The organism is Halomonas sp. MES3-P3E (assembly GCF_002836035.1).
GTDB classification, from domain to species: domain Bacteria; phylum Pseudomonadota; class Gammaproteobacteria; order Pseudomonadales; family Halomonadaceae; genus Vreelandella; species Vreelandella arctica.
This window is the reverse complement of the sequence record NZ_PJBT01000015.1, coordinates 1-25,006: the sequence shown is the minus strand read 5'-3', so window position 1 is coordinate 25,006 and position 25,006 is coordinate 1. Positions and strand designations below refer to the sequence as shown.

Below are 25,006 nucleotides of genomic sequence, written 5' to 3'. Positions count from 1 at the left end.
GTAAATATAATCGCCATTCTACGAGATGCACTAGCCGTCAGCTACCGGCGTCACTAGCCAGTTTTCGACAGCGTTTATTCTGACTTAAGGCTGTGTAACTGGTTCATCGCTTTGGCCCAGTCTCCCGCTAGCGCTAATGGCAACGTGGTGATGCACTCATCAATGGCACGAGTGATCGCTTCTTGTTCGGCCTTGCCGGGCCGCCCTAGTACATAATTAGTGACTTGGCGTGCCTCCCCAGGGTGGCCAATGCCGATACGTACCCGGTGAAACTGCTTTTGATCGCCTAGCGCGCTAATGATATCGCGTAGGCCATTATGGCCGCCGTGCCCGCCGCCAGTTTTGTAGCGTGCCTGCCCAGGCGGAAGGTCAAGTTCGTCGTGGGCGACCAGCAAATTGTCGGGCGTCAGTTTGAAAAATTGGCTTAAGGCCGCTACTGCGGCACCACTGCGATTCATAAAGGTGGCGGGGTTGAGTAGGTGCAGCTCATGGTCGCCTAGGCGGACTTTGGCGTAGTGGCCAAAAAACTTCTTTTCCGGGCGCAACTCTGCATGGGCGCTGCGCGCAATTGCATCGACCAACCAGAAGCCAGCGTTATGGCGAGTGGCGTCATACTCCGCGCCGGGGTTTCCTAATCCAATAATGGCCGTTACCTGGCTCATATTCCCACCTCATACCCATTTCTAGGAGAAATTTTTGACATCGCGCCAGCGTCAGCCCTAAAAAAAATCAAGCGCCGAGGCGCTTGATTCTAACATCATGTCAGCATCATGAGGGCCATGCAGGCATGGCCCTCATAGGATGCTTAACGGGTATTTACTCGGCGCTGGAATCTTCTTCGCCTTCGCTTTCACCGTCTTCATCTTCTTCAACACGGACTTTCACTTTGGTGATGCTGAGTACTGCATTGTCGTGCTCTTCACCGTGGGACAGGTCAACAGAGGTGACGCCAGCCGGCAGGGTAAGGTCAGACAGGTGCAGCGTAGTGCCGAGTTCAAGTGCGCTAATGTCGACTTCAAGATAGTCAGGCAGGTCTTTCGGCAAGCAGCTGATCGCCACTTCGTTGGCCAGTACGTGCAGTTCACCGCCTTGGTCTTTAATGCCTACACACGTTTCTTCGCCGGTCACGTGCAGCGGCACGTTCATGGTGATTTCGTGGGTAGCGTCAACGCGCAGGAAGTCGGCGTGAGTTAGCAACGGCTTGAACGGGTGACGCTGCAGGTCACGAACAACCACTTGCTCTTCTTTGCCTTCGATCATCAGTTTGATGACCGAGGAGAAGAAGGACTCGTCTTCAATCGCTTTGTAGAACGCGGTTTTTTCTACGGAGATAGACTGCGCGCCTTTTTCGCCACCGTATACAACGGCAGGTACTTGCTGGTTCGCACGACGCAGGCGGCGGCTCGCACCTTTCCCCAGGTCGTTACGAACGCTGGCTTTCAGGATAAAATCAGACATGGAATTGCCTCTTGGTTTAAGTAAGGAAGACGCCATCGACCGCGACCAGACGATGGCGTTTCCGTGGCCCCAAAAGGGGGCTATATCGTCAGGCGTTTAGTGGAACATCGCGCTGACAGATTCTTCGTTGCTGACCCGACGAATCGCTTCCGCGATAAGGCCGGCAACGCTCAACTGGCGAATTTTTCCGCTTCGACGAGCAACGTCAGAGAGCGGGATGGTGTCGGTCACCACCACTTCATCCAGTACGGAGTTGGTAATATTATCAACCGCTGGGCCGGATAAAATCGGGTGCGTTGCATAAGCCACGACGCGCTTGGCGCCGTGATCTTTGAGCGCTTCACCGGCTTTACATAGCGTGCCTGCGGTATCGATCATATCGTCGACCACGACACAGGTACGGCCTTCAATCTCACCGATAATGTGCATCACCTGGGCTTGATTAGCCTGGGGGCGACGCTTATCAATAATGGCGAGATCGGCGTTCAGCTGTTTGGCGATGGCGCGTGCACGAACCACACCACCCACATCGGGGGAGACTACAACGAGGTCGCTATAATTCTGACGCTCGATGTCATCCAGCAAAATGGGTGAGCCGTAGACGTTGTCGACCGGGACATCAAAGAAACCCTGGATCTGATCAGCATGTAGATCCATGGTCATCACACGGTCAACGCCTGCCTTGACCATCATGTCGGCAACCACTTTGGCGGAAATAGGCACACGTGCGGAACGCACACGGCGATCCTGGCGTGCATAGCCAAAGTAGGGCAAAACAGCGGTGATACGAGTTGCCGAGGCGCGACGCAGTGCGTCGACCATCAGGATCAACTCCATCAGATTGTCGTTTGTCGGTGCACAGGTGGATTGCAGGATGAAGACATCCTTACCGCGCACGTTCTCATTGATCTCGACTGCAATTTCGCCGTCGCTGAATTGACCCACCGTCGCGTTACCCATACGGCTGTCTAAGCTCTCGGCTATTTTTTGAGCGAGTGCGGGATTAGCATTCCCGGCGAAAACCATCAATTTTGACACGCGCAGCCACCTTTGCAGTGTTGGGAATCAGGGGTAAAAACGCAGGCCATTGTTGGGTTGGCTGGGGTACCAGGATTCGAACCTGGGAATGCCGCTACCAAAAAGCGGTGCCTTACCACTTGGCGATACCCCAGCAATAACCTAACGCGCTGACCGGGCGCTTTTAACTGCCCAGAGCGGGGCTGTAATAGCCCAGAGCGGGACTATAAACTGCCCAGAGCGGGGTTATAAATAGCCCAGAGCATCATGTAGGGGAGAGGTGTTGAGCCCGCGTGCTACCCATGTCGGCCAACGTTGACCCGCTAATTGCGCGATTGCCTGTGCTGCTTGCTGCGTCTCAAAAGCAGCAAACAAACAAGCGCCCGTGCCGGTCAACCGACTAGGTGCGTGCTGTTCGAGCCAATCAAGGGCTTCCGCAATTGGCGGATAGCGTTCCTTTACGACGGCTTCACAGTCGTTGCGCCACTCCGGCGCTCCCCCCTGCAGTGCGCGCGCCATAGTAATGGGGCGGCTGTCACGTGTCAATTGCGGGTCTTGAAAGACGTCAAGTGTGGACACACTTATGCCGGGATGAATAATGGCGAACCAAGGGGTATCCAGCGTCACTGCGGTAAGCTGCTCGCCTACCCCTTCAGCCCAGGCACTATGGCCGTGCACAAAGACAGGCACGTCGGCCCCCAGCTGCAGGCCTAAGCGTGCCAATTCGTCTAACGATAGATGAAGCTGCCAGAGGTGATTGAGCCCCACTAGCGTGGTAGCCGCGTTGGAACTGCCGCCACCCAAGCCGCCGCCCATAGGCAGCTGTTTTTCAATAGAAAGGGTCGCCCCTAGTCGAGTGCCGCTGTGACGCTGCAATAAACGGGCGGCACGCACAATCAGATTGTCATCGTGGTTTACGCCGCTGACCTCATGGGTTAGATGGATCTCTCCATTATCGCGGGCAGCCAGCGTAAGGTGATCATTAAGATCAATAAATTGAAATAGCGTTTGCAGTGTGTGGTAACCGTCTTTACGACGGCCCACGATATGCAGCATGCGGTTAAGCTTGGCCGGGGCGGGTAAAGTAAGTTGCGCGTTCATTTAAACGGTTTACTCGTCGCTGGCTTGCCACTGATTAACGACCAGCGTGATGCGTACATCGTCGTAGTTCATGATTAACCGGCGTGGCAGCCACATGCCTTCAAACTGTTCCCAGTCGCGGTAGTCAATTTCCCAACCGTCTTGTGTCAAGTGGCTGGGGAAGCCGAGTTCATCGGTTTCCATCTGATAGTTGTCATTTTCGCCGGGTAGGCCGCGTACCCAGTCAGGCATTGCGCTAACGGGCAGTGACCAGCCAAGCTGTTCTTCCATTAAGGCTTCCGGCGTTTCTGCTTCAAAGCGTCCGTCACTATTGGAGAGTGAGAAGCGACCTTCACGACCCTCAAGCACATTGCGCCCGCCACCAAACGGCCCGCTGATCAGCATACGGAAATAGTAAGGGGTCTGATTCCAGTCCAGGTTGGCGCTGACGTTCTCTTGGGGGGTGCGCAGTCCGGCTTTGCCGACAAGTGTCCAAGTCTCGAATGCTGCTACATCACCCTGTTGACGCTCCCACTGACCCGCTTGTCTGCCGCTTTCATCCACTGGGCTCTGTGAGGCACACCCTGCTAAGAACAAGAGGGCAAGGCCCAATACCCACAAGCGCGTATAGGCAGGGAAAGAAGGTGAGCGTAGCGGAAAGGACATCAGTGTCGGCATAAACGGGCTCCATGTTGGGTAATGACGGCGCAAGCGTAACATGATGGGGCGCCGTCGGGTGACGTAGCGTTAGGGTGCCACCGGCGGTGTTAGTTCAGGATAGCGCTCAAGCAAGTTGTCGATCTGAGGATGCAGGTTGGTGCGCTGCATAATCTGTTGGATCAGGCGGCGTGCCTCTTCTTCACGCCCCAGCGCCTGCAATACCTCGGCTAAATGGGCAGCGACCTCTTGGTCGGGTAGTTGGGTATAGGCGCTTTCAAGCCAGAGAAGCGCTTCTTCGGGCTGGCCCAAGCGGAAGTACACCCAGCCCATGCTATCGAGCACGGCGGGGTTGTCAGGGTCGGCTTCGTAAGCGCGCTCAATGAGGTCAAACGCCTCTTGCAGGCGCCCAGGCAGGTTAAGGTCTGCCAGCGTATAACCTAGCGCATTGAGCGCTTCGGCATTGTTTGGGTCGGTGCGCAGCACTTGGCGTAAATCCCGCTCCATACCCTCAATGTCACCTGCTTCCCAGCGGCGCATGGCACGCACATAAAGCAGAGCGGCATCGTCAGGTGTGCGGGTGATTTCACGATCCAGTAAGGCGTTGGCGTCGGTAGGCTGGTTCATTTCGTCCAGTAACTGAACTTCGAGCATCACCAGCTCGGTAAAGTAGCTGTCAAAACGCATCCGTTCGATGCGCAGAAAGGCACGGGCATCAAGCAGACGATCTTCTTCAATCAGCATTTGCGCCGCAGCCGCGCGAGCGGGCACAAATTCATCCCCCTCGCTGACTTGGCGGTAATAAAGTAGCGCGTTGTCGGTATCGCCTTGGGTCTGGGTAATCGCCCCGAGCAGGTAATAGGCTAGATTCGGCACCTCTGGCTGGCCAATCAGCGGCTGCAGCAGGCGTTGGGCGGGTTCGGGGTGTCCCTCTTCCAGGTACAGCTGTGCCAGCGATAAACGTAGATCCTGGTTGCCGCCATGGCTCTCCAGCAGTGCGTTAGTTTGTGTCTCGGCCGCACTGATGTTGTTGAGGCGAATCTCGGCCTGGGCCAGTAGCAAAATAAATCGCACATCGTCAGGCGCGAGTTCCAAGCCCTGTTGTGCCGCCCGCTGAGCAGTCGAGTAGTCTTCCGTCTCTAGCGCAAGGCGTGCTCTTACCAACCATAACGCCGCTGATTCAGGGTCCAGCAGCGCGACTTGATCAAGCCGCCGCTGGGCAACAGCGGTGTCGCCAAGGGCGGCTTCAATCAGTGCTGTGCCCAGCAGTACATCGCTGTGATGTTCTAACTGGTCAGCGTTGGGCTGGGCTAGGTGCGCACGCAACTGCTGAGCAATTAAGGTAAGCGGCGCTTCTTCCGCCACCGCAATTTCTGCAAAGGCAGCCAAATCTCCGTGGCCGCCAGCTTCGACAACATCAATACGTTGCTCAAGGCTGTCGAGCCAATCACCGCGCTGTAATGAAAAAGCCGCCAATAAGCGATTAGGTGCTTCTGCCTGTGGGGCCAGCTCACGCCAACGTAGCGCAGAAGCCTCGATTAAAGAGGCCTCGTTGCCAAAGCGGGCGGCGAACGTCGCACGCTCGGCAAGTGCTGGCTCGCGATAGCGCTGCGCCGCTTCAAGATAGCCCTGGCTTGCCGAACGGTAATCGCCTCGCTGGCCAGCCAGTTCAGCCCCCAGCAGCGTGCTAAGCCCTGCGGCATCTAGCCCTCGCGTTATAGGCGGGGCCTCGCGCATTGGGTCATCGGCCCATGTGCCCAGCGGGCCATTCTGCTGGCTGGACGTCGATTGGCAGCCGCCCAGGAGTAACGCTGCGGCGGCCACTGGTAGCAGCGACGAACGCCGTACAGCAGCGCTTGGAAAAGCAAAGCGCAAAAATGAAAAGCTCAGAACAGTAGAGCCGAGAAGTGTAGAGCGAGGTCGCATGCGTCTCTCGATTAAGTGGCCGAATGCTCAGCATAGCGGCTTGCCTGCCTGCGGCAAAGTGGTGTGGGCCAGATGATAGCCTGCTGTGATAGAATGTTCCTCCTTGAAAAAGTGGTCAGCAATCTTTATGCCTATTTTATAGGCAGCGCTTGAACCACGCCAAAGACTTGTTTGAGCAAGCCCTAATTGACGGTGCGGCCGCTTTAAGACCGGCGGTCGGCGAAAGTCCGACACACTAGCGAAGACGCATAACGCATGACGCTTCTTGCCCTGGGAATAAATCATCGTACCGCCAGCGTGGCCGTGCGTGAGCAGGTGGCTTTTTCGCCCGCGCAGCTTGACATTGCGTTGGCTGAATTGCGAAATCTGCCACAAATTAGTGAAGCGGCGGTGCTATCGACCTGCAACCGCACGGAGCTTTACTGTGTCACGGATGCGGCTGGCGAGCAGGCGGTACTCAATTGGCTCGGACGCTTTCATAACTTACGCGTCGATGAGCTGACCCGCTGTGCCTACCACTATCTAGACAACGATGCGGCGCGCCATTTAATGCGCGTAGCGGTTGGTCTGGATTCTATGGTGCTGGGCGAACCGCAGATTCTTGGCCAGTTGAAAGATGCCTATCAACAGGCGCGTGAGTCTAAAGGGTTGGGCGGTGAGCTTGAGCGCCTGTTCCAGCACACCTTTGCGGTGGCCAAACAGGTACGTACCGAAACAGGTATTGGCAAAAACCCTGTCTCAGTGGCCTACGCGGCGGTCAGTATGGCCAGCCGCATTTTTGATGATTTTAGCCGTTCACGCGCGTTACTCATTGGCGCTGGTGAAACCATCGAACTGGTCGCTCGGCATTTACACGAAGCCGGTGTTCGCCAGCTTACTGTCGCCAACCGCACCCGCGAACGTGCCGAGCTCGTGGCAGGCCCCTTGGGGGGGACGGCGATTACCCTTCAAGAAATTCCCGAAGCCCTTGAGCATGCCGATATCGTCATCTCTTCCACCGCGGCTCCGCTGCCTATTCTCGGTAAAGGGATGGTCGAGCGGGCGCTCAAAAAGCGTCGCCATCGGCCGGTATTTATGGTCGATATCGCCGTGCCGCGTGATATCGAACCCGAAGTGGGCGAGTTGGCCGATGTATTCCTCTATACCGTCGACGATCTGGAAGAGGTGATTCAAGAGAATCGCCGTCATCGCCAGGTGGCTGCAGATCAAGCGGAATCGCTGATTGAGCACGGGGTGGGCAGTTGGCAGCATGCACGACGTATTCGCAACGGTGGTGAACTAATCCGTGATTATCGCCAGCATGGCGAAGCGCTGCGCGATCTTTCACGCGATCAAGCGTTAGAGCGGCTGGCGCGCGGTGAAGACCCTGCTAAAGTCATTGAGCGCTTGGCGCATCAGTTGACCAACCGCCTGCTGCACCAGCCGACTCAAGCCATACGTGATGCCGCCTCAGAGGAGCATCATGAGCTGTTGAGTGCCGCGCCGCGCCTACTGTTGCCTGCTAAACCAGCCTTTGAAACCACGCCTGCGCCCCCGGTTAAACGCCAGAAGGATGATACGCCCGCATGAAAGAGACTTTGCGCCAACGCTTAGACAGCTTTACAGAACGTTTTGAAGAGCTGGCGATGCTGCTGTCTGATCCGGAAGTGATCAATAACCAGCAGCGCTTTCGCGACTACTCACGAGAATACTCCGAGTTAGAGGAGCTGGTGGCCGCGTGGCAGCGCTATCGTGACATCGAAACCAATATGCATGAAGCCGAGCAGCTTAGCCGCGATAGCGACGCTGACATGCGCGAATTGGCGGAGATGGAGCTGAGCGAAGGGCGTGAGCGGTTAGAAGAATTAGATATCGAGCTTAAGCGTCTGCTGGTGCCGAAAGACCCTGACGATGGGCGTGGGGTATTTTTAGAAGTACGCGCAGGAACCGGCGGCGACGAGGCTGCTATCTTTGCCGGTGATCTGTTCCGCATGTATTCGCGCTATGCGGAAAAGCGCGGTTGGCGGGTCGAAATCGTCAGCGCCAGCCACGGTGAGCAGGGCGGTTACAAAGAGATCATCTCCAGGGTGAAGGGCGATGGTGTTTACGCCCAGCTAAAATTTGAATCCGGCGCCCACCGGGTTCAGCGCGTACCGGCGACCGAATCTCAGGGCCGTATACACACGTCTGCCTGCACCGTCGCGGTCATGCCTGAGGTCGACGATGTCGGTGATATCGATATCAACTCGGCCGATTTGCGTGTGGATACATACCGTTCCAGCGGTGCTGGCGGTCAGCACGTTAACACCACCGATTCCGCCATCCGCATTACTCACCTGCCTACCGGCGTGGTAGTGGAGTGCCAGGAAGAGCGCAGCCAGCATAAAAACCGTGCCAAAGCGATGTCGCTGCTGGCAGCCAAGCTCAAACGCAATGCGGTAGATTCCCAGCGTCAGGAGCAAGCCGATGCCCGCCGCTCGCTGGTGGGCTCGGGGGATCGCAGCGAACGCATCCGCACCTACAACTTCCCGCAAGGTCGCATCACTGATCACCGCATTAACTTGACCCTGTATAAACTGAATGAAGTGGTCAGTGGCGAGCAGTTGGACGATGTGATTAATCCGCTGATTCACGAGTATCAAGCGGAACAGCTTTCAGCCCTTCAGGACGTCTAATGTCGCTTGACGCGCTGTTGAAACAGGCGGCACAAAGGTTACAGACGGCGGGGTCTACCTCGCCGCGTGTCGATGCTGAAGCACTGATGTGCCATGTGCTTGAGCGGGATCGTACCTGGCTTTACACCTGGGGCGATAAAATGTGTTCCTCCCAGGAGCATTCGCGCTTCGATGCACTCATTGACGCACGTGCCCAGGGCACGCCAGTGGCCTACTTAACCGGCGAGCGTGAATTTTGGGGACTGCGCTTAACGACCTCTCCCAATACGTTAATTCCCCGTCCCGATACTGAAACGTTAGTTGAGCTTGCACTTAGTCGAGCAACTTTGCCCGCTGGCCGTCTGCTTGACCTTGGAACCGGCACTGGCGCCATTGCGCTGGCGTTTGCCAGTGAGCAGCCCGACTGGCAAGTGCTAGGCGTCGATGTGCGCGATGAGGCGGTCGAGCTGGCAGCAAGCAACGCGAAAGCCTTGGGTATTACCAACGCCCATTTTCTGCAGAGTGATTGGTTTGGCGCGCTGGAAAGCTATGCTGAGGCCGGTACGCTTTTCGATATTATCGTTAGTAACCCGCCTTATATTGCGGCCGACGATCCTCATCTTGCAGAAGGCGATGTGCGTTTTGAGCCTCGCTCGGCGCTGGTGGCAAACGCTGATGGCATGGCGGATTTGTTGCACTTGGCGCAGTCCGCTCGGCACTATTTGACAGCGTCCGGCTGGCTGCTTCTTGAACACGGTTATACACAGGCGGAAAAGGTACGCATGGCACTGAGCAGTGCTGGCTATCAGAACGTTGAAAGTGTTCGAGACCTGGGAGGGCATGATCGGGTTACCCTAGGGCGCCTAATAACAGCCACTTAAACTCAGCGGGTTAAAACGACAGCGCTAATGTCAACAACCGCTGCAAATCCTCAAGCGCTGATGTTGAGAGGCTATTTTAATAACTAACTGATTGATTAGAATTTGTATATAAATGGTCTGCCCACTCAGCGCCATTTAGTACAACCCTTAGCAAGGGGCTCGCATGAAGGGCTCTGGCATGAAGGACACTGGCATGAAGGACTCTGGCATGAAACCTAAAAATAGAACGCTGGACCGTATCGATCTTAAAATCCTGCGCTGCTTGCAGGACAATGCGCGTATTTCGTATGTTGATTTGGCCTCGGAAGTAGGGTTATCCACAACCCCTTGTCTTGAGCGCGTTAAACGCTTGGAGAAGGCTGGTATTATCCGTGGCTATCAGGCGATTCTCGATCCGCGTGCCTTGAAGGCCAATTTATTAGTCTTTGTCGAAATCAGTTTAGAAACACAATCGCCCGCCGTATTTGATGAATTCCGCCGCGCGGTCGAGAAACTACCCCAGATTCAAGAGTGTCATCTTGTGTCAGGGCAGTTTGACTACATTTTAAAGTGCCGTATCCCCGAAATGTCGGCCTATCGCCAACTGTTGGGCGATGTGGTGTTAACGCTTCCTGGGGTGAAAGAGTCAAAAAGCTATGTGGTGATGGAAGAGGTGAAAGAGAGCTTCAATTTGCACATCCCCGCCTTCGAGGAATTTGAGGATAAATAAGCCGATGATGGATGATCAGGCACTGCTGCGCTATAGCCGTCAAATCATGCTGCCCGAAGTGGATATCGAGGGCCAAGAGCGCCTGCTATCTGCTCACGCCGTGATTATTGGGGCAGGCGGCTTGGGCTCGCCAGCGGCGCTTTATTTAGCGGCTGCTGGGGTAGGGCGGATCACCATCGCGGATGCCGATCACGTCGAACTTTCTAATCTTCAGCGCCAAATAGCCCATCAGCAGGCAAGCGTAGGAGTAAATAAAGCACAATCCGCCCAGGCCAGCATGCAAGCGCTTAATCCGTACTGTGACATCGTGGCGATAGACCAGCATGTAGAAGGCGCAGCGCTTGAGCGCGTAGTGGCTTCAGCGGATGTGGTGCTGGACTGTACCGACCGTTTTTCAAGCCGTTATGCAGTCAATGCGGCGTCACAAAAGGCCGGAGTTCCATTGATTTCCGGCGCAGCCATTCGTTTTTCAGGCCAGCTGGCCGTCTTTGACCCTCGCAATGCCGAGTGCCCTTGCTACGCTTGCTTATATCCACCCGATGACAGTGGTGACGAAGCTCTTAGTTGCGCAGAGAGTGGGGTCATGGCGCCACTGGTAGGCTTGATCGGCAGCTTTCAAGCGGTTGAAGCCTTCAAGCTACTAAGCGGCGCAGGCACTGCTCACCAGGGGCTGTCCACTTTTGACGGTTTAAGCGGACAATGGCGGCATTTTCAAGTTCGCCGTGATCCCGCTTGTAGCGTATGTGCCCAGTACCGTTAAGTCTATTGTTTATTATACAAACGTCTAAAATTACCCCGGAACGTTTCAGTTGTCTTGAGCTTCGCCGATACCTAATTGAATGACTTATAAATGAAAAAGGGATCACCGGATGAAGCACCTCTCTATTAAATGGAGTCTGACTGCCGCGTTAGCCTTGCTGGTGCTGATGATTGGGTTGATCAGCGGGCTTGGGTTCTATGCGAATCACAACAGCTCTCAAGCACTTGAGGAACTGACAGCCACCAACGTAAGACTCACCAACTTAGCCAACCGCACACAAGTGCACTCATTAAGAGCGCAAACCTTCTTAGACCGCTCGGCGAGTTTTAGCACGCAAGGCAACCCCGAAAAAGGGCAGGAAAGCCTTGCCATGGCGGTAGAGGCAGTCGCTGAAGCAGAGGCACGTTTTAATGAGTTTCGTGCTGTGCCAATCAACCCTGAAGGCACTTTGGCACCACATCGTGATGCCATTATCAGCGCTTATGAAGCCTTTGTGACAGAGGGTATTTCCCCATTGCTTGAGGCCGCTCCTTTTCAAATTCAGCGCCGCCAAGAAGAGCTGGGAGCTTTAAGCGCTGAGTTTGATGCAGCCATGAGTGGATTTATTGCCTATACCGAAGGACGCGGCGCTAGTGTCCTTCAACAGGTGAACCACTTAGCCACTGTGATTGGTGTCATTGCCATTACCCTGCTAGTAATTTCACTCCTGGCGGCGGTGGTGATTAGGTGGGCAATGATGCGTAGCGTTGTAAGGCCACTACGCGACGCCAGTGCGTATTTTGCTCGGATTGCCGATGGCGATCTAACAGGGCACATAGAGGATCGTGGCCGTAATGAAATTGGCCAGTTGTTCAGTGGCCTGGCGGCTATGCAGGAGAAGTTAAAACAGCTGGTAATAGCATTACGAGGCAGCAGCGAGCGAGTCTTCAGTGGTGCGGGTGATATTTCAGCGGGAAGTCACGATCTCTCTTCGCGAACCGAACAGCAGGCTTCAGCATTACAACAAACCGCTTCCAGCATGGAGGAGATGTCGACGACGGTGAGTAAAAATGCTGAAACGGCCCAAGAGGCTGATCAGCTTTCAGTCGCAGCGTCGCAATCTGCGGAGTCAGGTGGTGAAGAAGTAGAACGCACAGTGCAACTAATGCGTGAGATTGCCGCTAGCGCGAGCCAAGTCAACGATATTATCGGCGTGATTGATTCAATTGCCTTCCAAACTAACATCTTGGCACTTAATGCCTCAGTTGAGGCGGCTCGTGCCGGGGAGCAAGGCCGTGGCTTTGCCGTGGTGGCCAGCGAGGTGCGTTCGTTAGCAACTCGCAGTGCAGACTCGGCAAAAGAGATCCGTAGCTTGATTGAGCAAACCACCACGAAAATTAACGGTGGCGCCGAACAGGCGGAGCGCAGTGGGCAGACCATTCATCAAACAGTGGATGCAATTCGCCAAGTCACCACATTGATGGGTGAAATTTCGACCGCGACGCGAGAGCAGAATAGTGGCATTGAACAGATCAACGCAGCACTTACTGAAATGGACTCGGGGACCCAGCAAAATGCTGCTCTCGTTCAACAAACCAGCTCCGCCGCAAGCTCTTTAGAGGGACAGGCCCGCGAACTAGCCGATTTGATGGCTACTTTCCGCATTGATGAGAGTGCCAGTAGCAATGGTGTGCTAATCCACCCTCATGTTACGCAAGAGCAAGACACTAACCGTCACATTGAAGCAGCGCCACGCCAGCAAGCAACGCAAAGCAAAAAGGCTACCGCTGACGAGTGGGATGAATTCTAGGTCTTGGTTTAAGTAAAAGCCGCCGATGTTAACGTTCTCTATCGGCGGCTTTTTTGTTTAGAAGCTTGTTAAGTTTTATGCGCGGGCTGAAACGCGCAAACGTACATAATCGGCTGTCCAGTTTCCTTGCTCATCCCGCAGGCTGTGGCCTAAAAGCGATAAGGTATTTTCCAGCACGGCCTCCCGCACATCTTCATCAAGCCCATGTAAAAACGGGCTGGCAAACGTTTCAAGCCAACCAATCATGCCCGTAGGCAAAGGAGTGGGGCGAGGAATCAGCTCAATGCTTTCTACTTTGAAGCCCACTGTTTCCAGTATCCGGCCGTATTCTTGCGTTGTAGGAAAGTACCAAGGGTGGCGCCCGCGCGCGCTAATGCCCCGAAACTGCAGGGCTGCAACCAGCGCGGTGCAAATGGCGGCTACGTTGCCATGGCCACCAAACTCGGCCACAAACCGGCCCCCTGGCTTCAACGCCCGCTTAACCCCTGCCAAAACAGCCTGGGGATCAAGCATCCAGTGCAGCGCCGCGTTGCTAAACACTGCGTCAAATTCATGATCAAAGGGCAACTGATGGCCATCGACCACGCGCGCGGTAATGCCACGCTGTCGTGCGGCCTCCACCATCTCTTCTGAAGCATCAATCCCTAGTACATCAGCCCCTAATTGCACTAGGCGCTCTGTCAACGCGCCATCGCCACAGCCAAGATCCAAAATGCGTTCACCAGGTTGAGGCGCTAACAGTTTGACGACTTCGCTGCCTAGCTTAGGTACAAAATTAGCATTCTGGGCGTAGCCATTGGCATTCCACTCTTGCCCGGGTGCGTTTGGAGAAATATTCGTCATGTCGGCTTCCTGGCGTCGTTATTATTCCATCAAGGGGCAGTCATATAATGATAGCCAGCATAGTATAGCTCGCTGTTGCTTAACTTATTAGATAGATAACGAAAATCTAAAACAATTACATCACGACATTTCTGTTTATTTAAAAATATGATCTATTTGAGTAATGTTACGTAGCGTTCTATCAATAAAAGCGACGAAATTGTTACTACAACAAAGTGCAAAAAAAGCGAGAAACCCGTATTAATGAACTCATCAATGGCGAGTTACAACATTGCTTCTCCCGTCGGAATTATTGCCGATACTCACGGGTTGTTGCGTGGTGAAGCACTTGTCCTGCTGCAGGGATGCGAGCTAATCCTGCACTTGGGAGACGTGGGCAACAAAGAGGAGGACAAAGCGATCTTGGAACACCTGGAAACTCTGGCGCCGGTTCACTGCGTGCAGGGAAATATCGACACGGCAGCATGGGCGGGGAGCTTGCCCGTGCATCAGGACATTATGGTAAATGACCATCATCTGCACCTTGTTCATCGTTTAGCGGATTTTGACCCATCGACTCCTTGCGATGCCGTTCTGCACGGCCATTCTCACAAACCTCGCAACGAAACCCAGGCAGGAATATTGCTCTTTAATCCAGGTGCGGCGGGAAAGCGTCGGTTTAAGCTTCCCATTACGTTAGGCAAATTATGGATTGATCAACGCGGTATACGCGGGGCGATAATACATTTGTTGTAATGTGTTCTGTCGCGTTGCTCTCCAGCGATTGCCATTGGCACCAAGAAGAGGCCGGTAAAAGGCAAGACCAAGGCTCTCCTGCTAAGCTTTTTCTTGGTGGGTTGCCAAATGGGCCATGTCATGGAGCGGAAAGGGAGCGTTAGGTGAATGCCAAGGAACAGTCTGCAACAAAGGGGACACGACTTATTACGCCTGTCGCGTCGTTACAGGTCATGACGCTCAATGTGCATAAGGGATTCAATGTATTTAATCGACGTCATATCCTGCCGGAGCTTCGAGAGGCGGTAACGACCCTATCAGCAGACTTGGTCTTTCTCCAGGAAGTGATAGGCGAGCACCGAAAACATGCAATTCGCTTTCACGACTGGCCCAGCGTGCCTCAATACGAATACCTCGCTGACACGTTATGGCCAGATTTTGCCTATGGTCGTAACGCTGTTTACCCTAATGGCGATCATGGCAACGCGCTGTTATCCCACTACCCGATACTGCAGTACGACAATAAGGATGTCTCCATTCAGGACACCGAAAAACGTGGCCTGCTGCATTGCCAACTGGATGTGCCCGGCCACAGTGGGGTAAATGCCGTTTGCGTTCATCTCGGGCTACGGCAGGGTCATCGCCTAGCGCAAATGAAGCTACTGTGTGAACTGCTCGACACCCTACCAAATGACGAGCCGGTTATTGTGGCGGGAGACTTCAATGACTGGCGGCGTCAGGCAGATCCTGTGCTAGCGAAATGTGGGCTGTTTGAAGCATTCGTACAACATTATGGGCATCCGGCTAAGTCGTTTCCGGCGCGCTGGCCGCTGCTGCGCCTTGATCGCATCTATGTGCGTAACGTTTCGGTGCGTAATCCCCGCGCGTTGTCTCGAAAGCCCTGGACTCACCTGTCGGATCACGTACCCCTCATTGCCGAGATATGCTTGTGAATTTCCAATGGACGGAAAGTAACGAAGCTGAATTGCTAATCAATGGAAGTCAGTATTTTAATAGCGTATTTGACTGCATTCGTTCGGCTCGCGAAGAAGTATTGATTGAAACCTTCATCATCTTCAACGATGAAGTGGGGCAGGAGCTTAAGGAGGCCTTGCTTAACGCTGCTGCTAGGCAGGTACGCATAGACGTCACGGTAGATGGCTATGGGACAGCGGATCTGGACAACGACTACATAACAGAGCTGACAGACGCTGGTATCCACCTGCATGTTTATGACCCCAATCCGCGCTTGTTCGGTATGCGTACTAACCTGTTTCGCCGTCTTCACCGTAAGATCGTCGTGGTAGATGGCGAGGTGGCTTTTATCGGCGGTATCAACTTCGGCGCCGATCATCTGCCCGATAAATATGCCATGGGCAAGCAAGATTATGGCTTGCGAGTACAGGGCCCGATTGTAAAGGACATTCGTGATGCTGCTGGAGCGCTTCTGGTAGAGCATCAGGCGGTACAGGAACTACCGCAGATCCGGGCGTTGCCTCCCCCCACTGGCAGCGCCGCTATAAGGCTGGCTATTCGTGATAACAGCCTTCATCGTAATGATATCGAAGAGCATTATCTCCAAGCATTTCGTTCGGCGCAGTCACATCTAGTCATTGCCAATGCCTACTTCTTTCCCAGTTATCGTCTCTTTCATGAATTGCGAAACGCGGCGCGACGGGGCGTTAACGTCACGCTGATTTTGCAGGGCCGCCCTGATATGCCCTGGGCTAGAATGTTCTCCAGCTCGCTTTACAGCTATATGTTGCAGCAGGGCATTAGCATTTTTGAGTATACCGAGCATCCTTTACATGGAAAGATCGCGATCGTTGATCATGAATGGTCAACGGTGGGATCAAGCAATCTCGATCCACTCAGCCTGTCACTGAACCTGGAAGCCAATCTGTTCGTTCGCGACGCTAGGCTCAACCAACAGATCCATCAACACCTATCTGAGCTTATCGAGAGCAGTTGTAAGAGGATAACAACCGAAGCCGCGGAAAAAGGTCGTTGGTGGCGGGCGCCGCTTATGTTCGCGAGTTTTCATTTCCTGCGTCATTTCCCTAGGCGAATGGGGTGGTTACCCGCTCATGTGGCTCGAATGGAAACGTTGGCGCCTAGGTCGCGGAAGCACAAGCGTGCACAGGAGTGAGCCGGATGCAGTCAAACAGCAAAAAAGCGAGCGCTAAACTGCGCAGTGCCTGGGGTCGTTGGCTGAAGCACGGCGTCACTTTGCTGCTCTTTATGGTGGTCGCGATCTTGTTATTTTCACTGGTCCAGAATATGGACTGGCAGGCCGTTATCGAAACGCTGCGCGGCTATAGTCCCGCCCTGGTCATGATGGGGCTTGGCATTACTGCCGCAAGCTTTGCCGTCTTCAGCAGTTACGATCTGCTGGGCAAGTTTTATACCGGCCATGAGTTGCCGATCAAGCAGGTGCTGCCGTTAGCCTTCGTATGCTACGCCTTTAACCTCAATCTGGGCGCCTGGGTTGGCGGCATTGCCTTGCGCTATCGGCTATACACAAAGTTTGGCCTGAATGTGGCGACCGTGACGCGTGTGCTGAGTGTGAGCTTAACCACCAATTGGCTGGGCTATATGCTGCTTGCCGGAACGCTATTTACGCTTAGGCTGATTGAGTTGCCTGAACATTGGCAAGTTGGCACGCTAGGGTTGCAGTTTATTGGGGCGGGGTTATTGCTTGTTTGCCTTTTCTATCTGTTAGCGTGTCGTTATTCACGGCGACGCACCTGGCAATGGCGGGGTCATGAAATCGTTCTCCCTTCGCTACGACTAGCTCTGCTTCAGATGTTGCTTGGCGCGGTTAATTGGTCCTTGATGGCCGCGCTTGTCTACCTACTGCTACCCCAGGGCGTTTTCTACCCTACTATCCTCGGTATTCTTCTTGTCAGCAGTATTGCGGGTGTGGTGACTCATATTCCCGCGGGCCTGGGTGTGCTTGAAGCTGTGTTCATCGCTTTGTTGCAACATCAAGTGTCCACGAGCGACATTCTCGCTGCTTTGATCGGCTATCGCGCGCTCTATTTTTTGTTCCCCCTGGGGCTGGCGTGCATGGTGTATCTACTGCTGGAGCGCTGGAGCAAAAAACAACAAAGAGAATCGGAGCCACGGCACTAAAAAGAGGGCACTTAAAAGATAGCCATGGTGCAACCACCGGCAGAAGAGCGATTGGCATTCGATGCTGGCAGAAGCTGGTGAGGTTTCGGCATAGCCGATAGGATAAGGGAGTTATGCTAGGTGGTTCTAGCGCTTACTAGCGACAGCCAATATGCCAAGACGAGGTACCATGAACGACGTTATTGAGTTACTTAAATCCCACCGTTCGATCCGTAAATTCAGTGACCGCCAGATCCCACGGGAGCTGCTCATTGAGCTTATCCAGGCCGGGCAGGGGGCTGCTACGTCCAGCCATGTCCAGGCGTATACCGTTATCCATGTTAAAAATCAGGCTAATCGCGAACAGATTGCGGAGCTGGCGGGTGGGCAAGGATACATTGCGACCTGTGCCGACTTTCTAGTGTTTTGCGCCGATATGAAACGGCCTACTGAGGCATCTGAGCAGACGGGGGCGAACGTAGTGCGCGGCATGACGGAACAACTGTTAGTAGCGACGGTAGATACGGCGCTGATGGCGCAAAACGTTGCAGTGGCGGCTGAGTCTGAAGGGCTGGGTATCTGCTATATCGGCGGCATACGTAATAATCCCCAAGCAATTAGTGATCTATTACGCCTACCTGAGCATGTTTATCCCGTGTTTGGTATGTGTCTTGGCTACCCGGATCATGATCCTGAAGTAAAACCGCGGTTACCAGTGGAAGCGGTTCTAAAAGAAGACTACTACACTGAAGACGGTGAGCAGGTGAAACGTTTTGATGCCACAATGCAGGCTTACTACCAAGCGCGTAGCAGTAGTAATAAAAATACCGATTGGTCGCACAATCTCAAGCCACTTTTCGATACCAAGCTGCGCCCGCATATGCGTGACTTCTTGATCAAGCGTGGCTTTGAAATGAAGTAGCCTTGAAATGAAATAGCTTGGAAAAGAAATGGCTTTGAAATGAACAGTATTGCAATGAATAAATAAGCGCAGCACTTTTTATTAGGATTTTGGAAAAGAGAAAGCTCAACGGTTTATTTGATGATCTCTTTTCCTCGTTTTCAGGAGCTCCACCGCATGCGCGTATTTGCTAACCCCGTCGGTTCCGGCTCTCTTTGGTTCGACAATCTTACAACGGCTGGCGGTGTTCCCGTCGCCTATGATCCCCAGGCCCGGGCTTTTGTGCCTATGCCGCCGTTCTGTATTAATCGAGACATCATCGGTTGTAATTGGATAGCCCCCGAACAAGGCGCTTTTTGCCGCTCTTGTGCGATGACTGCGCTGGCGCCCGATCCCAGCCTTCCTAACGCGATTCCGAACTGGGCCCAAACCGAAGCGGCGAAGCGCTGGGTGCTGGATAACCTGGGCCGCTGGCACTGGTTCCGCCCCGAAGACCCAGGCGCGCCGCCGGTTTTTCATCTTCTAGCGGAAGGCAAAAAGCCCGTGCCCATGGGCCACATTGAAGGTGTCGTTACCATCAGCGTTGCCGAGGTCGATCCTGTACTGGTGACAACGCGGCGTGAAGCGTTAGAAGAGCCTTATCGCACCATGATTGGCCACATGCGCCATGAAATATCGCATATGCTTTGGTGGCGGCTTAGCCTGCGTGAAGATTTTCTTGACGCTTTCCGGGAAATGTTTGGTGACGAGCGTCAGGATTATGCCGCCGCGCTCCAGCGCCACTATCAAAACGGACCGCCCGCCGATTGGAAAGAGCGTTATTTAACCACTTACGCATCTGCCCATCCCCATGAGGATTGGGCCGAGACGGCTGCCCACTTGCTGCATTTAACCGATATCGCCGATAGCTTTGCAGCATCCGATCTCTCTTCACCAGAGCTGCCCAGTCATCAGTGGGAGCCGTATGCGGAGCCAGATGCCGATCGCTTGATTTACGTGGCAGCGGCGCTCACTGTGGGTGTTAATCATGTTAACCGCTCTATGGGCTTGCCGGACCTCTATCCCTTTGTGCTTTCTGAAAACGCTCGTCGCAAGCTGGCATTTGTGCATGATTGGCTGCGTCGTGGCGCCCAGGGACTTTAATGCAAATTTAAATTAAGCCATTGACGCGGCGTGGCGTGTAGAAGTCACAACATTGCCTATACTGCATAAAGTATGACGAGAACCATAGCCGATAAAAACAAAGGCCGGTACACCACTCATGACACCGGCCATTAAGCATGGAGATTGACTGATGAATCTAGACCGCGCTTACCGCCTATTAGCAGCTTTCTACACAGTGATGCTTATCATCGGTGTCATCGCCTTATTAGCAGGTGGCGGGACACTGCTCTCTCCCGTGTATTTGCTGGTGGGCGCAATAGCAGTGATTGGGCTGTGGGGGTATACCCTGAAGCGGCGGTTTATGAACCCGCGTATGTGGAGGCCGTTGGCGGGAATACTAGCGGTGGGTATTGTGATTCAGTTAGTCGTAATGCTCACCACACCGTTATCGAGCGTTTTATTAACCTGGATGCTTACCAGCAGTATTTTTTCCGTCATGTTGGTAATTATGCTTTTCCACTACGGGGATCGCGATCAACCTCTATGGGCGACTGAAGAAGAACACACGGCTGCCCAGCAGCTTGATGCCTTACTAACGAGTAATTCTTCCCTAACCGCTGTTACCAGTGATGGTGCTCGAGAAAATAGCGTTAAAGTGACAAAATCTAACAGAGGCTATCAAGCAAGCGTGACGCGGCGTTCGCAAGAAGGTCAAGAGCGCTTTGTAGAGCGCTTTCGATATCCCGAAACGCTAGTATTTTTCTTGGAGAAATTTACCAGCGTTACGGTTAATGATTTTAAGCGTTCGAACACTTTGGATGATCGTGGGAGCTCAACCGCCGAAGCCTAGGCTCTATGTTTATAACAGGCATTTTTATTTACATGGTAAGAGAAATGCTGGCTTCTTGGGCCAGCATTTCTTCTAACTGAGGGGCGAGAGTTTGTTGTATGTGCAGATATAAGGGTAGCAACGTTTTCTTTAAACCACTTTCTGCTTTTTGCTTATCTATGTAGTAGGCGCTTCTTCTGCCATGAAAGTTAATGGTTTCTCCTACCTTGGTGAAGTGAAACCCTGTTAGCGCGAGTAGCCGAGGCAGGCTAGGTTCCATCATGGCAAACACCTGTATTTTACCTAGCTGTTTTCCTAATGAATAACCTGTGATGAATAGCCCGCTTGCCAGCAATGAGAATAGCTGCCTTTCCTCTACGGAAAAAAGGTACTAGTGCTTGTGTTTGCTAAAATGTCTTTTTCTTTTTCTTTTGCTTTGGTTCTGAAGAGAGGATTAACGGCAAGACGAGAAATTTCATAGTAACTGTTTATAGCCAGCTTTTCGGGATGGAACTCTGGATGAGTTAGGCTCTGGCTGCCATATGTCTGTAAAGGAAGCTGGTTTAGCGGCTGAGGGCTAGAAGGCTTTGGAATGACGACTCGCACACATCCGGCCACTAGGCCGGTTCTGCGATGTTCAATCAAGCAATGAATAGAATTTTGGTCATGAATATCATATTCGAGCTTGTTGTAAGGGTCAGTCGGTTCTTCATATTGCAGCTCTTCGCAGTAAACGTCATGCCTTAAACGATAAACTTTATGTTTTTCCTGCTCAGTGATACACAGTTTAAATTTAAATTCTTGAATAAACCTTTCCAGTAATGCTGAAGGTGCTTCCCTATTTGTTGCTATACGAGGTGAAGACATCACGCGCTATCCTTTTCAGTCCAAGAATGAAATTGAAACTGCTTCTATTATAAGTAACTGATTCCAAAAAATGCTTCGGTAAGCTTGGTGGGCTTGCCTAAATGGTACCCCTGCCCATACGTTATTCCATAGCCCTTTAATATGGGCAACAATGCTTCTTGGTCAACGAACTCGGCAATGGTTTGCTTACCAAAGCCTTTGGCTATATCCGCAATAGCGCGAACGATAACGCGACTGTCAGGGCTAATTAACAAACTGCGAATAAAAGAGCCGTCTATCTTAATGTAATCAACGGGTAACTGCCCAAGGTAGTGAAAACTACTAAAACCAACACCAAAGTCATCCAGAGCGGTGCGGCACCCTAGGCTGCGCACGGCTTGTAATACACCGCGTGCAGCAGAGAAATCGGTAACCGCTGCGGTCTCTGTCACTTCCAGTATCAAATGGTGAGGGTCAGCGCCGCTGGCGGTTATTTCCTCGGCTAAATATTGCTTTAGCCCCTCATCATGTAAGGACTGGCCGGAAAGGTTAACTGCAAACGTAATGCCTCGATCCTGCAGTTGGCTGAGTGCTTTTAAACTGTGCCGCACTACCCAGCGATCAATCAACACGATTTGGCCGCTCTGTTCGGCGATAGGAATAAAGTTTGCGGGAGAAACCAGGCTGCCATCTGCGTTGCGCATTCGTAGCAGCACTTCGTAATGTTTTATATCTTGATCTTCTAATCTAATGATAGGTTGAACCATAAGCTCAAAGCTGTCTTCTTCCAGCGAACTGCGTATCCGCTCAACCCAGTAGACGCGATCCTGCAGCTCGTCTTTGGCATTCTCAGCTTTAGAAAGGAGGTGCCAGTGCTGGAAGCCACTCTCCTTCGCTTTGTACATAGCCACATCGGCGCTCGCCATCAGATCGGCAGGCGTATTGCCGTGGGTGGGGAACAGCGCAATACCAATACTCGCCGTCACGCGATGCCGCCGCTCTCCGACCACAAAGCCGATATCGTCGAGCAGCTGAACGATATACTGCGCGACTGTCACTGCTTGGTCGGCACTGGTATCTTCGAGTAACAGTGAAAATTCATCGCCCCCTAAGCGGGCGATGACGCCACGCCGACCTAGCTTATGGAAGAGTGTATCGGCCACTTCACGCAACAATTTGTCGCCCACGTGGTGGCCACTCAGCTCGTTAATCTCCTTGAACTGATCTAAGTCCAGCAGCAGTACCGCCCCTTTAGCAGTGGCAGAGCGTTCAATGGCGATTTGCAGTGCATGTTGGAAGTAGCGCCGGTTGTATAGCTCGGTCAGCGGATCTCGTTCGGCAAGCCAAGTTAGCCGCGCTTCGGCGGCCTTGCGTTCGGTGATATCAAGGCCAACGGAAATGCGCGATACCGGTTCCTCGTTACCTGTATGCAAAGGCGCATGATACCAAGCGATAGTGTGGAGATGATGATCGGGGGTGCGCAGCGTTTTCTCCTCTTGTTGAGGAAGGGTAATTGCATTCGCTGTGGTAAAGACGCCAGTCTCGAAGACATCTACAAAATAACGTCCTAGCAGGGAGGCCTCCCTTATTCCTAGCATCAATTGAGTATACTCATTGACTAGGCTTATGCGTCCTGTGCTGTCTTGGGCAACGATAAATACTTGGGCGGTATCCAGTAAGCTATTGACGAAATCACGCTCTTGGGCCAGTTCATCAATACGCTCAGCTAATTGGCTACCGCGCTCTTGTACTTCGCTTTCCAACCTTTCGAGTTGATGAGAAAGCTCAAGCGTGGTGACTTCGAGTATATCTATCTCGTCTGCAATGCGATGGCGGTGATTGGGAAGGGCGGAGCGAATATCGCTAAATTGCCCACTCGCCAGTATGGGTAGCAAGCCTGCGACTCTACGCAGCCGTGCCATGGGGCCAAGCAGTATGACGAGCAGTAGTAATTCAGCGGCAATCCAGCCAAGCACACCAACGAACAATAGGGTGCGTGTATCGTTATGGATGGCATTAATTTGCTCGGTAATATCCGATATCAGCAAGAAGTAACCACTGTTGCTTTGCTCGCTGCTCTCCTCCATGCGGACAGCACTAAGCTCCAAATACCTGCCAGTATGCTCAAAGCGTAACGGTGCTTCTATCAAATGGTCCACTGTCGCGGCTTCTGCTGCTCGCTGCAACGGTGCCAAGCTTTGTTCTTCACTGGTGAGCGCTAATAGATACCCATTCCATGCCTTCAGTTGTCGTGGGACGGTTACATTACTGTCTTCAGCCGCGCCTGTGACCAGTAAAGCGACTTCGCTGCCAGAGACTTCCTTCGCCTGTCGAGTGACATCCGCTAATGAGCGGGATAGCACGACCATACCGACACTTTCTCCCTCTACCAATACCGGCACTGCAGCAAATTGTTGGCAGCTAACGGCACAGCGAAGCGTGGTTAGTGGCCGTTCTGTATTCATGACTCGTTGCGCCCAACTGAGTATGGGTAGCTGTGCTTCTGCATTGCCGGAGCCCCATTTCCCCAAGACTTGACCACGTGAATTAACGATTAGAATCTCATCGATTCCCGCCTCAAGCTGGAGTGCAGGCCACTGGGAATCCAGCGCTTGCTCCACATCAATGGTATTTCCTGCTTGTAAAGGTGAGCCTAAACTTGCTGAAGCAGCGGTCAATCCGGCTAATTGACGTAAATTCTCGGAGGAACGCGTTAACGCTAAATGAATTTCACGCTGTTGACGTTCATGGTGTTGGCTTCGGCTTTCCTGAAACTGGCGGGTGAGATTTTCGTGACCCAACCAAGTAAATAGGCTAACTAATGCTAAAAGCAGTAGGCTACTCAATGCGATAACACGCCAAGTCAGGCTAAGGCGCTGTGGGATTTGAAAAAGGGCGGGTATCTTCATCGCAGTAGTATCCTAGCCAGGATCGAGTAATAGATCAGAAACGCAGCGATAACTGGAACAGCCACATGTTCCAGCGTCGGCTGGTTGCTGATGAATCCGGGTTGTCCTGAGCAGGCAGCCAGCCAGTACCATCCACATGATGGTATTCGCCTGCCAGCATTACCTGAGGATGCGGTGTCCACTGCAAGCCAAAGGTTAAATCATCTGCAAACTGAGCGTGAGCAGGCCCCAGGCCACTAGCTTCAAAGGCTTTTCCAGAAGCATCATCACGGTTACTGACTAAGCTGTCGTAACGGATTAGCCACTGCCAATCGTTATAAAAGCGCCGTGTATACTGCACATACCAACTTTCACCGGTCGTATCGAAATTTAAAGCCGGTTGATTGAAATTTTTTAACCCTGAGCGGCGCAGTGCATACTCGGCCGTTACGCTCCAGAGTTCTTGATTATACTGCAACGAAAAAACCCAGGGCCTGAAATAAAAATCTCCATCACTCACGTTGGGGGAATAGGTATCTATTTGGGATCTGACATTGGCATGGCTGAGAGCCGCAACGATACGTCCTGCGTCATGCTCATAGCGTACTTGTGCAATAGCAGATTGCTGCGGATCGAAAGAGCCCCGTATACGATGCAACTGAAGCGTCTGATTTAAGTCTTTGTCTGCCTGGGGTTTTCCTAAACCAAGCTGACCTCTTATAACGCCGTTATCCAATCGTTCTTCCAGATATAACGTTAGTCCATCTCCTGTTAGAGCCAATGAACGTGTCCGGTCAAAATAAAGTGATTGAGGTAACAGTATGCTAGGGCGTGTAAACGCCACATCGCGTGTTTGA

Annotated in this window: 24 protein-coding genes and 1 tRNA gene; 13 read left to right on the top strand and 12 right to left on the bottom strand. The window is 53.0% G+C overall.

Going from position 1 to position 25,006, the window contains the following annotated elements:
- Positions 1–74: 74 nt before the first annotated feature.
- The 7 genes from pth to CXF87_RS04320 all read right to left on the bottom strand — a co-directional run bounded on the left by pth (position 75) and on the right by CXF87_RS04320 (position 6,138).
- A complete protein-coding gene (pth, locus tag CXF87_RS04350) occupies positions 75–662 on the bottom strand; it encodes an aminoacyl-tRNA hydrolase (RefSeq protein WP_101145634.1) in 588 nt (195 codons plus the stop codon).
- A 154-nt stretch (positions 663–816) separates the two neighbouring features.
- A complete protein-coding gene (locus CXF87_RS04345; protein ID WP_101145633.1) occupies positions 817–1,458 on the bottom strand; it encodes a 50S ribosomal protein L25/general stress protein Ctc in 642 nt (213 codons plus the stop codon).
- A gap of 96 nt (positions 1,459–1,554) precedes the next feature.
- Positions 1,555–2,496, bottom strand: a complete 942-nt coding sequence (locus tag CXF87_RS04340) for a ribose-phosphate pyrophosphokinase (protein ID WP_009287569.1) — start codon at positions 2,494–2,496, stop codon at positions 1,555–1,557.
- Positions 2,497–2,554: 58 nt separating this feature from the next.
- Positions 2,555–2,629: transfer RNA gene (locus CXF87_RS04335), tRNA-Gln, on the bottom strand.
- Positions 2,630–2,721: 92 nt separating this feature from the next.
- A complete protein-coding gene (gene ispE, locus CXF87_RS04330; protein WP_101145632.1) occupies positions 2,722–3,576 on the bottom strand; it encodes a 4-(cytidine 5'-diphospho)-2-C-methyl-D-erythritol kinase in 855 nt (284 codons plus the stop codon).
- A gap of 9 nt (positions 3,577–3,585) precedes the next feature.
- Complete coding sequence (gene lolB, locus CXF87_RS04325) at positions 3,586–4,233, bottom strand: lipoprotein insertase outer membrane protein LolB (RefSeq protein WP_101145631.1); 648 nt, start codon at positions 4,231–4,233, stop codon at positions 3,586–3,588.
- A 69-nt stretch (positions 4,234–4,302) separates the two neighbouring features.
- A complete protein-coding gene (locus tag CXF87_RS04320; protein ID WP_101145630.1) occupies positions 4,303–6,138 on the bottom strand; it encodes a tetratricopeptide repeat protein in 1,836 nt (611 codons plus the stop codon).
- Positions 6,139–6,393: 255 nt separating this feature from the next.
- Here CXF87_RS04320 and hemA point away from each other — a divergent pair, with 255 nt between their 5' ends.
- From hemA to CXF87_RS04290, 6 genes are all read left to right on the top strand, one after another.
- On the top strand, positions 6,394–7,707 hold the full coding sequence (gene hemA, locus CXF87_RS04315; protein WP_101145629.1) for a glutamyl-tRNA reductase: 1,314 nt from the start codon (positions 6,394–6,396) through the stop codon (positions 7,705–7,707).
- Positions 7,704–8,792 (top strand): peptide chain release factor 1, encoded by a 1,089-nt coding sequence (gene prfA / locus CXF87_RS04310; protein ID WP_008957335.1) that lies wholly within the window; start codon positions 7,704–7,706, stop codon positions 8,790–8,792. Before hemA ends, prfA begins: the two co-directional genes overlap by 4 nt.
- Complete coding sequence (gene prmC, locus CXF87_RS04305; protein ID WP_008957334.1) at positions 8,792–9,652, top strand: peptide chain release factor N(5)-glutamine methyltransferase; 861 nt, start codon at positions 8,792–8,794, stop codon at positions 9,650–9,652. Before prfA ends, prmC begins: the two co-directional genes overlap by 1 nt.
- Positions 9,653–9,860: 208 nt before the next feature.
- Positions 9,861–10,361, top strand: a complete 501-nt coding sequence (locus tag CXF87_RS04300; RefSeq protein ID WP_035586613.1) for an Lrp/AsnC ligand binding domain-containing protein — start codon at positions 9,861–9,863, stop codon at positions 10,359–10,361.
- Positions 10,362–10,365: 4 nt separating this feature from the next.
- Entirely contained in the window at positions 10,366–11,121 is a 756-nt protein-coding gene (locus CXF87_RS04295; RefSeq protein ID WP_008957332.1) for a HesA/MoeB/ThiF family protein, read from the top strand.
- Between the two features lie 109 nt (positions 11,122–11,230).
- Positions 11,231–12,910, top strand: coding sequence for a methyl-accepting chemotaxis protein (locus CXF87_RS04290; protein ID WP_101145628.1), 1,680 nt, complete (start codon positions 11,231–11,233; stop codon positions 12,908–12,910).
- A gap of 75 nt (positions 12,911–12,985) precedes the next feature.
- Here the strand turns inward: CXF87_RS04290 and CXF87_RS04285 are convergent, their stop codons facing one another.
- Positions 12,986–13,753 carry a class I SAM-dependent methyltransferase gene (locus CXF87_RS04285; RefSeq protein WP_008958871.1) on the bottom strand — a complete coding sequence of 256 codons (768 nt, stop codon included), beginning with the start codon at positions 13,751–13,753 and terminating at the stop codon, positions 12,986–12,988.
- A gap of 243 nt (positions 13,754–13,996) precedes the next feature.
- Between CXF87_RS04285 and CXF87_RS04280 the strand changes: the two genes are divergently transcribed.
- The 7 genes from CXF87_RS04280 (at position 13,997) to CXF87_RS04250 (ending at position 20,436) form a co-directional block, all read left to right on the top strand.
- On the top strand, positions 13,997–14,488 hold the full coding sequence (locus CXF87_RS04280; RefSeq protein WP_232774644.1) for a metallophosphoesterase family protein: 492 nt from the start codon (positions 13,997–13,999) through the stop codon (positions 14,486–14,488).
- A 143-nt stretch (positions 14,489–14,631) separates the two neighbouring features.
- Entirely contained in the window at positions 14,632–15,420 is a 789-nt protein-coding gene (locus CXF87_RS04275) for an endonuclease/exonuclease/phosphatase family protein (protein WP_101145627.1), read from the top strand.
- Complete coding sequence (gene clsB / locus CXF87_RS04270) at positions 15,411–16,616, top strand: cardiolipin synthase ClsB (protein ID WP_101145626.1); 1,206 nt, start codon at positions 15,411–15,413, stop codon at positions 16,614–16,616. Before CXF87_RS04275 ends, clsB begins: the two co-directional genes overlap by 10 nt.
- Positions 16,617–16,621: 5 nt before the next feature.
- Positions 16,622–17,602, top strand: coding sequence for a lysylphosphatidylglycerol synthase domain-containing protein (locus CXF87_RS04265; RefSeq protein WP_008958875.1), 981 nt, complete (start codon positions 16,622–16,624; stop codon positions 17,600–17,602).
- A 169-nt stretch (positions 17,603–17,771) separates the two neighbouring features.
- Complete coding sequence (nfsA, locus tag CXF87_RS04260) at positions 17,772–18,503, top strand: oxygen-insensitive NADPH nitroreductase (RefSeq protein ID WP_008956179.1); 732 nt, start codon at positions 17,772–17,774, stop codon at positions 18,501–18,503.
- A gap of 156 nt (positions 18,504–18,659) precedes the next feature.
- Positions 18,660–19,625, top strand: coding sequence for a zinc-binding metallopeptidase family protein (locus CXF87_RS04255; protein ID WP_008956178.1), 966 nt, complete (start codon positions 18,660–18,662; stop codon positions 19,623–19,625).
- Positions 19,626–19,776: 151 nt separating this feature from the next.
- On the top strand, positions 19,777–20,436 hold the full coding sequence (locus CXF87_RS04250; protein ID WP_101145625.1) for a hypothetical protein: 660 nt from the start codon (positions 19,777–19,779) through the stop codon (positions 20,434–20,436).
- A 28-nt stretch (positions 20,437–20,464) separates the two neighbouring features.
- Here CXF87_RS04250 and CXF87_RS21885 read toward each other — a convergent pair whose 3' ends face one another.
- The 4 genes from CXF87_RS21885 to CXF87_RS04235 form a co-directional block, all read right to left on the bottom strand.
- Positions 20,465–20,698, bottom strand: a complete 234-nt coding sequence (locus CXF87_RS21885; protein ID WP_232774640.1) for a hypothetical protein — start codon at positions 20,696–20,698, stop codon at positions 20,465–20,467.
- 92 nt (positions 20,699–20,790) lie between these two features.
- Positions 20,791–21,282: a PEP-CTERM/exosortase system-associated acyltransferase gene (locus CXF87_RS21880; protein ID WP_232774638.1), complete on the bottom strand. Its 492-nt coding sequence runs from the start codon at positions 21,280–21,282 to the stop codon at positions 20,791–20,793.
- Between the two features lie 47 nt (positions 21,283–21,329).
- Entirely contained in the window at positions 21,330–24,170 is a 2,841-nt protein-coding gene (locus CXF87_RS04240) for a bifunctional diguanylate cyclase/phosphodiesterase (protein WP_008956175.1), read from the bottom strand.
- 34 nt (positions 24,171–24,204) lie between these two features.
- Positions 24,205–25,006, bottom strand: an 802-nt coding sequence (locus tag CXF87_RS04235) for a hypothetical protein (protein WP_101145624.1), incomplete at its 5' end; no start/stop codon positions are given.

Coding starts and splice junctions, on each gene's coding strand:
- pth (WP_101145634.1), bottom strand. CDS start 662: ATGAGCCAGGTAACGGCCATTATTGGATTAGGAAACCCCGGCGCGGAG.
- CXF87_RS04345 (WP_101145633.1), bottom strand. CDS start 1,458: ATGTCTGATTTTATCCTGAAAGCCAGCGTTCGTAACGACCTGGGGAAA.
- ispE (WP_101145632.1), bottom strand. CDS start 3,576: ATGAACGCGCAACTTACTTTACCCGCCCCGGCCAAGCTTAACCGCATG.
- lolB (WP_101145631.1), bottom strand. CDS start 4,233: ATGCCGACACTGATGTCCTTTCCGCTACGCTCACCTTCTTTCCCTGCC.
- CXF87_RS04320 (WP_101145630.1), bottom strand. CDS start 6,138: ATGCGACCTCGCTCTACACTTCTCGGCTCTACTGTTCTGAGCTTTTCA.
- hemA (WP_101145629.1), top strand. CDS start 6,394: ATGACGCTTCTTGCCCTGGGAATAAATCATCGTACCGCCAGCGTGGCC.
- prfA (WP_008957335.1), top strand. CDS start 7,704: ATGAAAGAGACTTTGCGCCAACGCTTAGACAGCTTTACAGAACGTTTT.
- prmC (WP_008957334.1), top strand. CDS start 8,792: ATGTCGCTTGACGCGCTGTTGAAACAGGCGGCACAAAGGTTACAGACG.
- CXF87_RS04300 (WP_035586613.1), top strand. CDS start 9,861: ATGAAACCTAAAAATAGAACGCTGGACCGTATCGATCTTAAAATCCTG.
- CXF87_RS04295 (WP_008957332.1), top strand. CDS start 10,366: ATGATGGATGATCAGGCACTGCTGCGCTATAGCCGTCAAATCATGCTG.
- CXF87_RS04290 (WP_101145628.1), top strand. CDS start 11,231: ATGAAGCACCTCTCTATTAAATGGAGTCTGACTGCCGCGTTAGCCTTG.
- CXF87_RS04285 (WP_008958871.1), bottom strand. CDS start 13,753: ATGACGAATATTTCTCCAAACGCACCCGGGCAAGAGTGGAATGCCAAT.
- CXF87_RS04280 (WP_232774644.1), top strand. CDS start 13,997: ATGAACTCATCAATGGCGAGTTACAACATTGCTTCTCCCGTCGGAATT.
- clsB (WP_101145626.1), top strand. CDS start 15,411: ATGCTTGTGAATTTCCAATGGACGGAAAGTAACGAAGCTGAATTGCTA.
- CXF87_RS04265 (WP_008958875.1), top strand. CDS start 16,622: ATGCAGTCAAACAGCAAAAAAGCGAGCGCTAAACTGCGCAGTGCCTGG.
- nfsA (WP_008956179.1), top strand. CDS start 17,772: ATGAACGACGTTATTGAGTTACTTAAATCCCACCGTTCGATCCGTAAA.
- CXF87_RS04255 (WP_008956178.1), top strand. CDS start 18,660: ATGCGCGTATTTGCTAACCCCGTCGGTTCCGGCTCTCTTTGGTTCGAC.
- CXF87_RS04250 (WP_101145625.1), top strand. CDS start 19,777: ATGAATCTAGACCGCGCTTACCGCCTATTAGCAGCTTTCTACACAGTG.
- CXF87_RS21885 (WP_232774640.1), bottom strand. CDS start 20,698: ATGATGGAACCTAGCCTGCCTCGGCTACTCGCGCTAACAGGGTTTCAC.
- CXF87_RS21880 (WP_232774638.1), bottom strand. CDS start 21,282: ATGTCTTCACCTCGTATAGCAACAAATAGGGAAGCACCTTCAGCATTA.
- CXF87_RS04240 (WP_008956175.1), bottom strand. CDS start 24,170: ATGAAGATACCCGCCCTTTTTCAAATCCCACAGCGCCTTAGCCTGACT.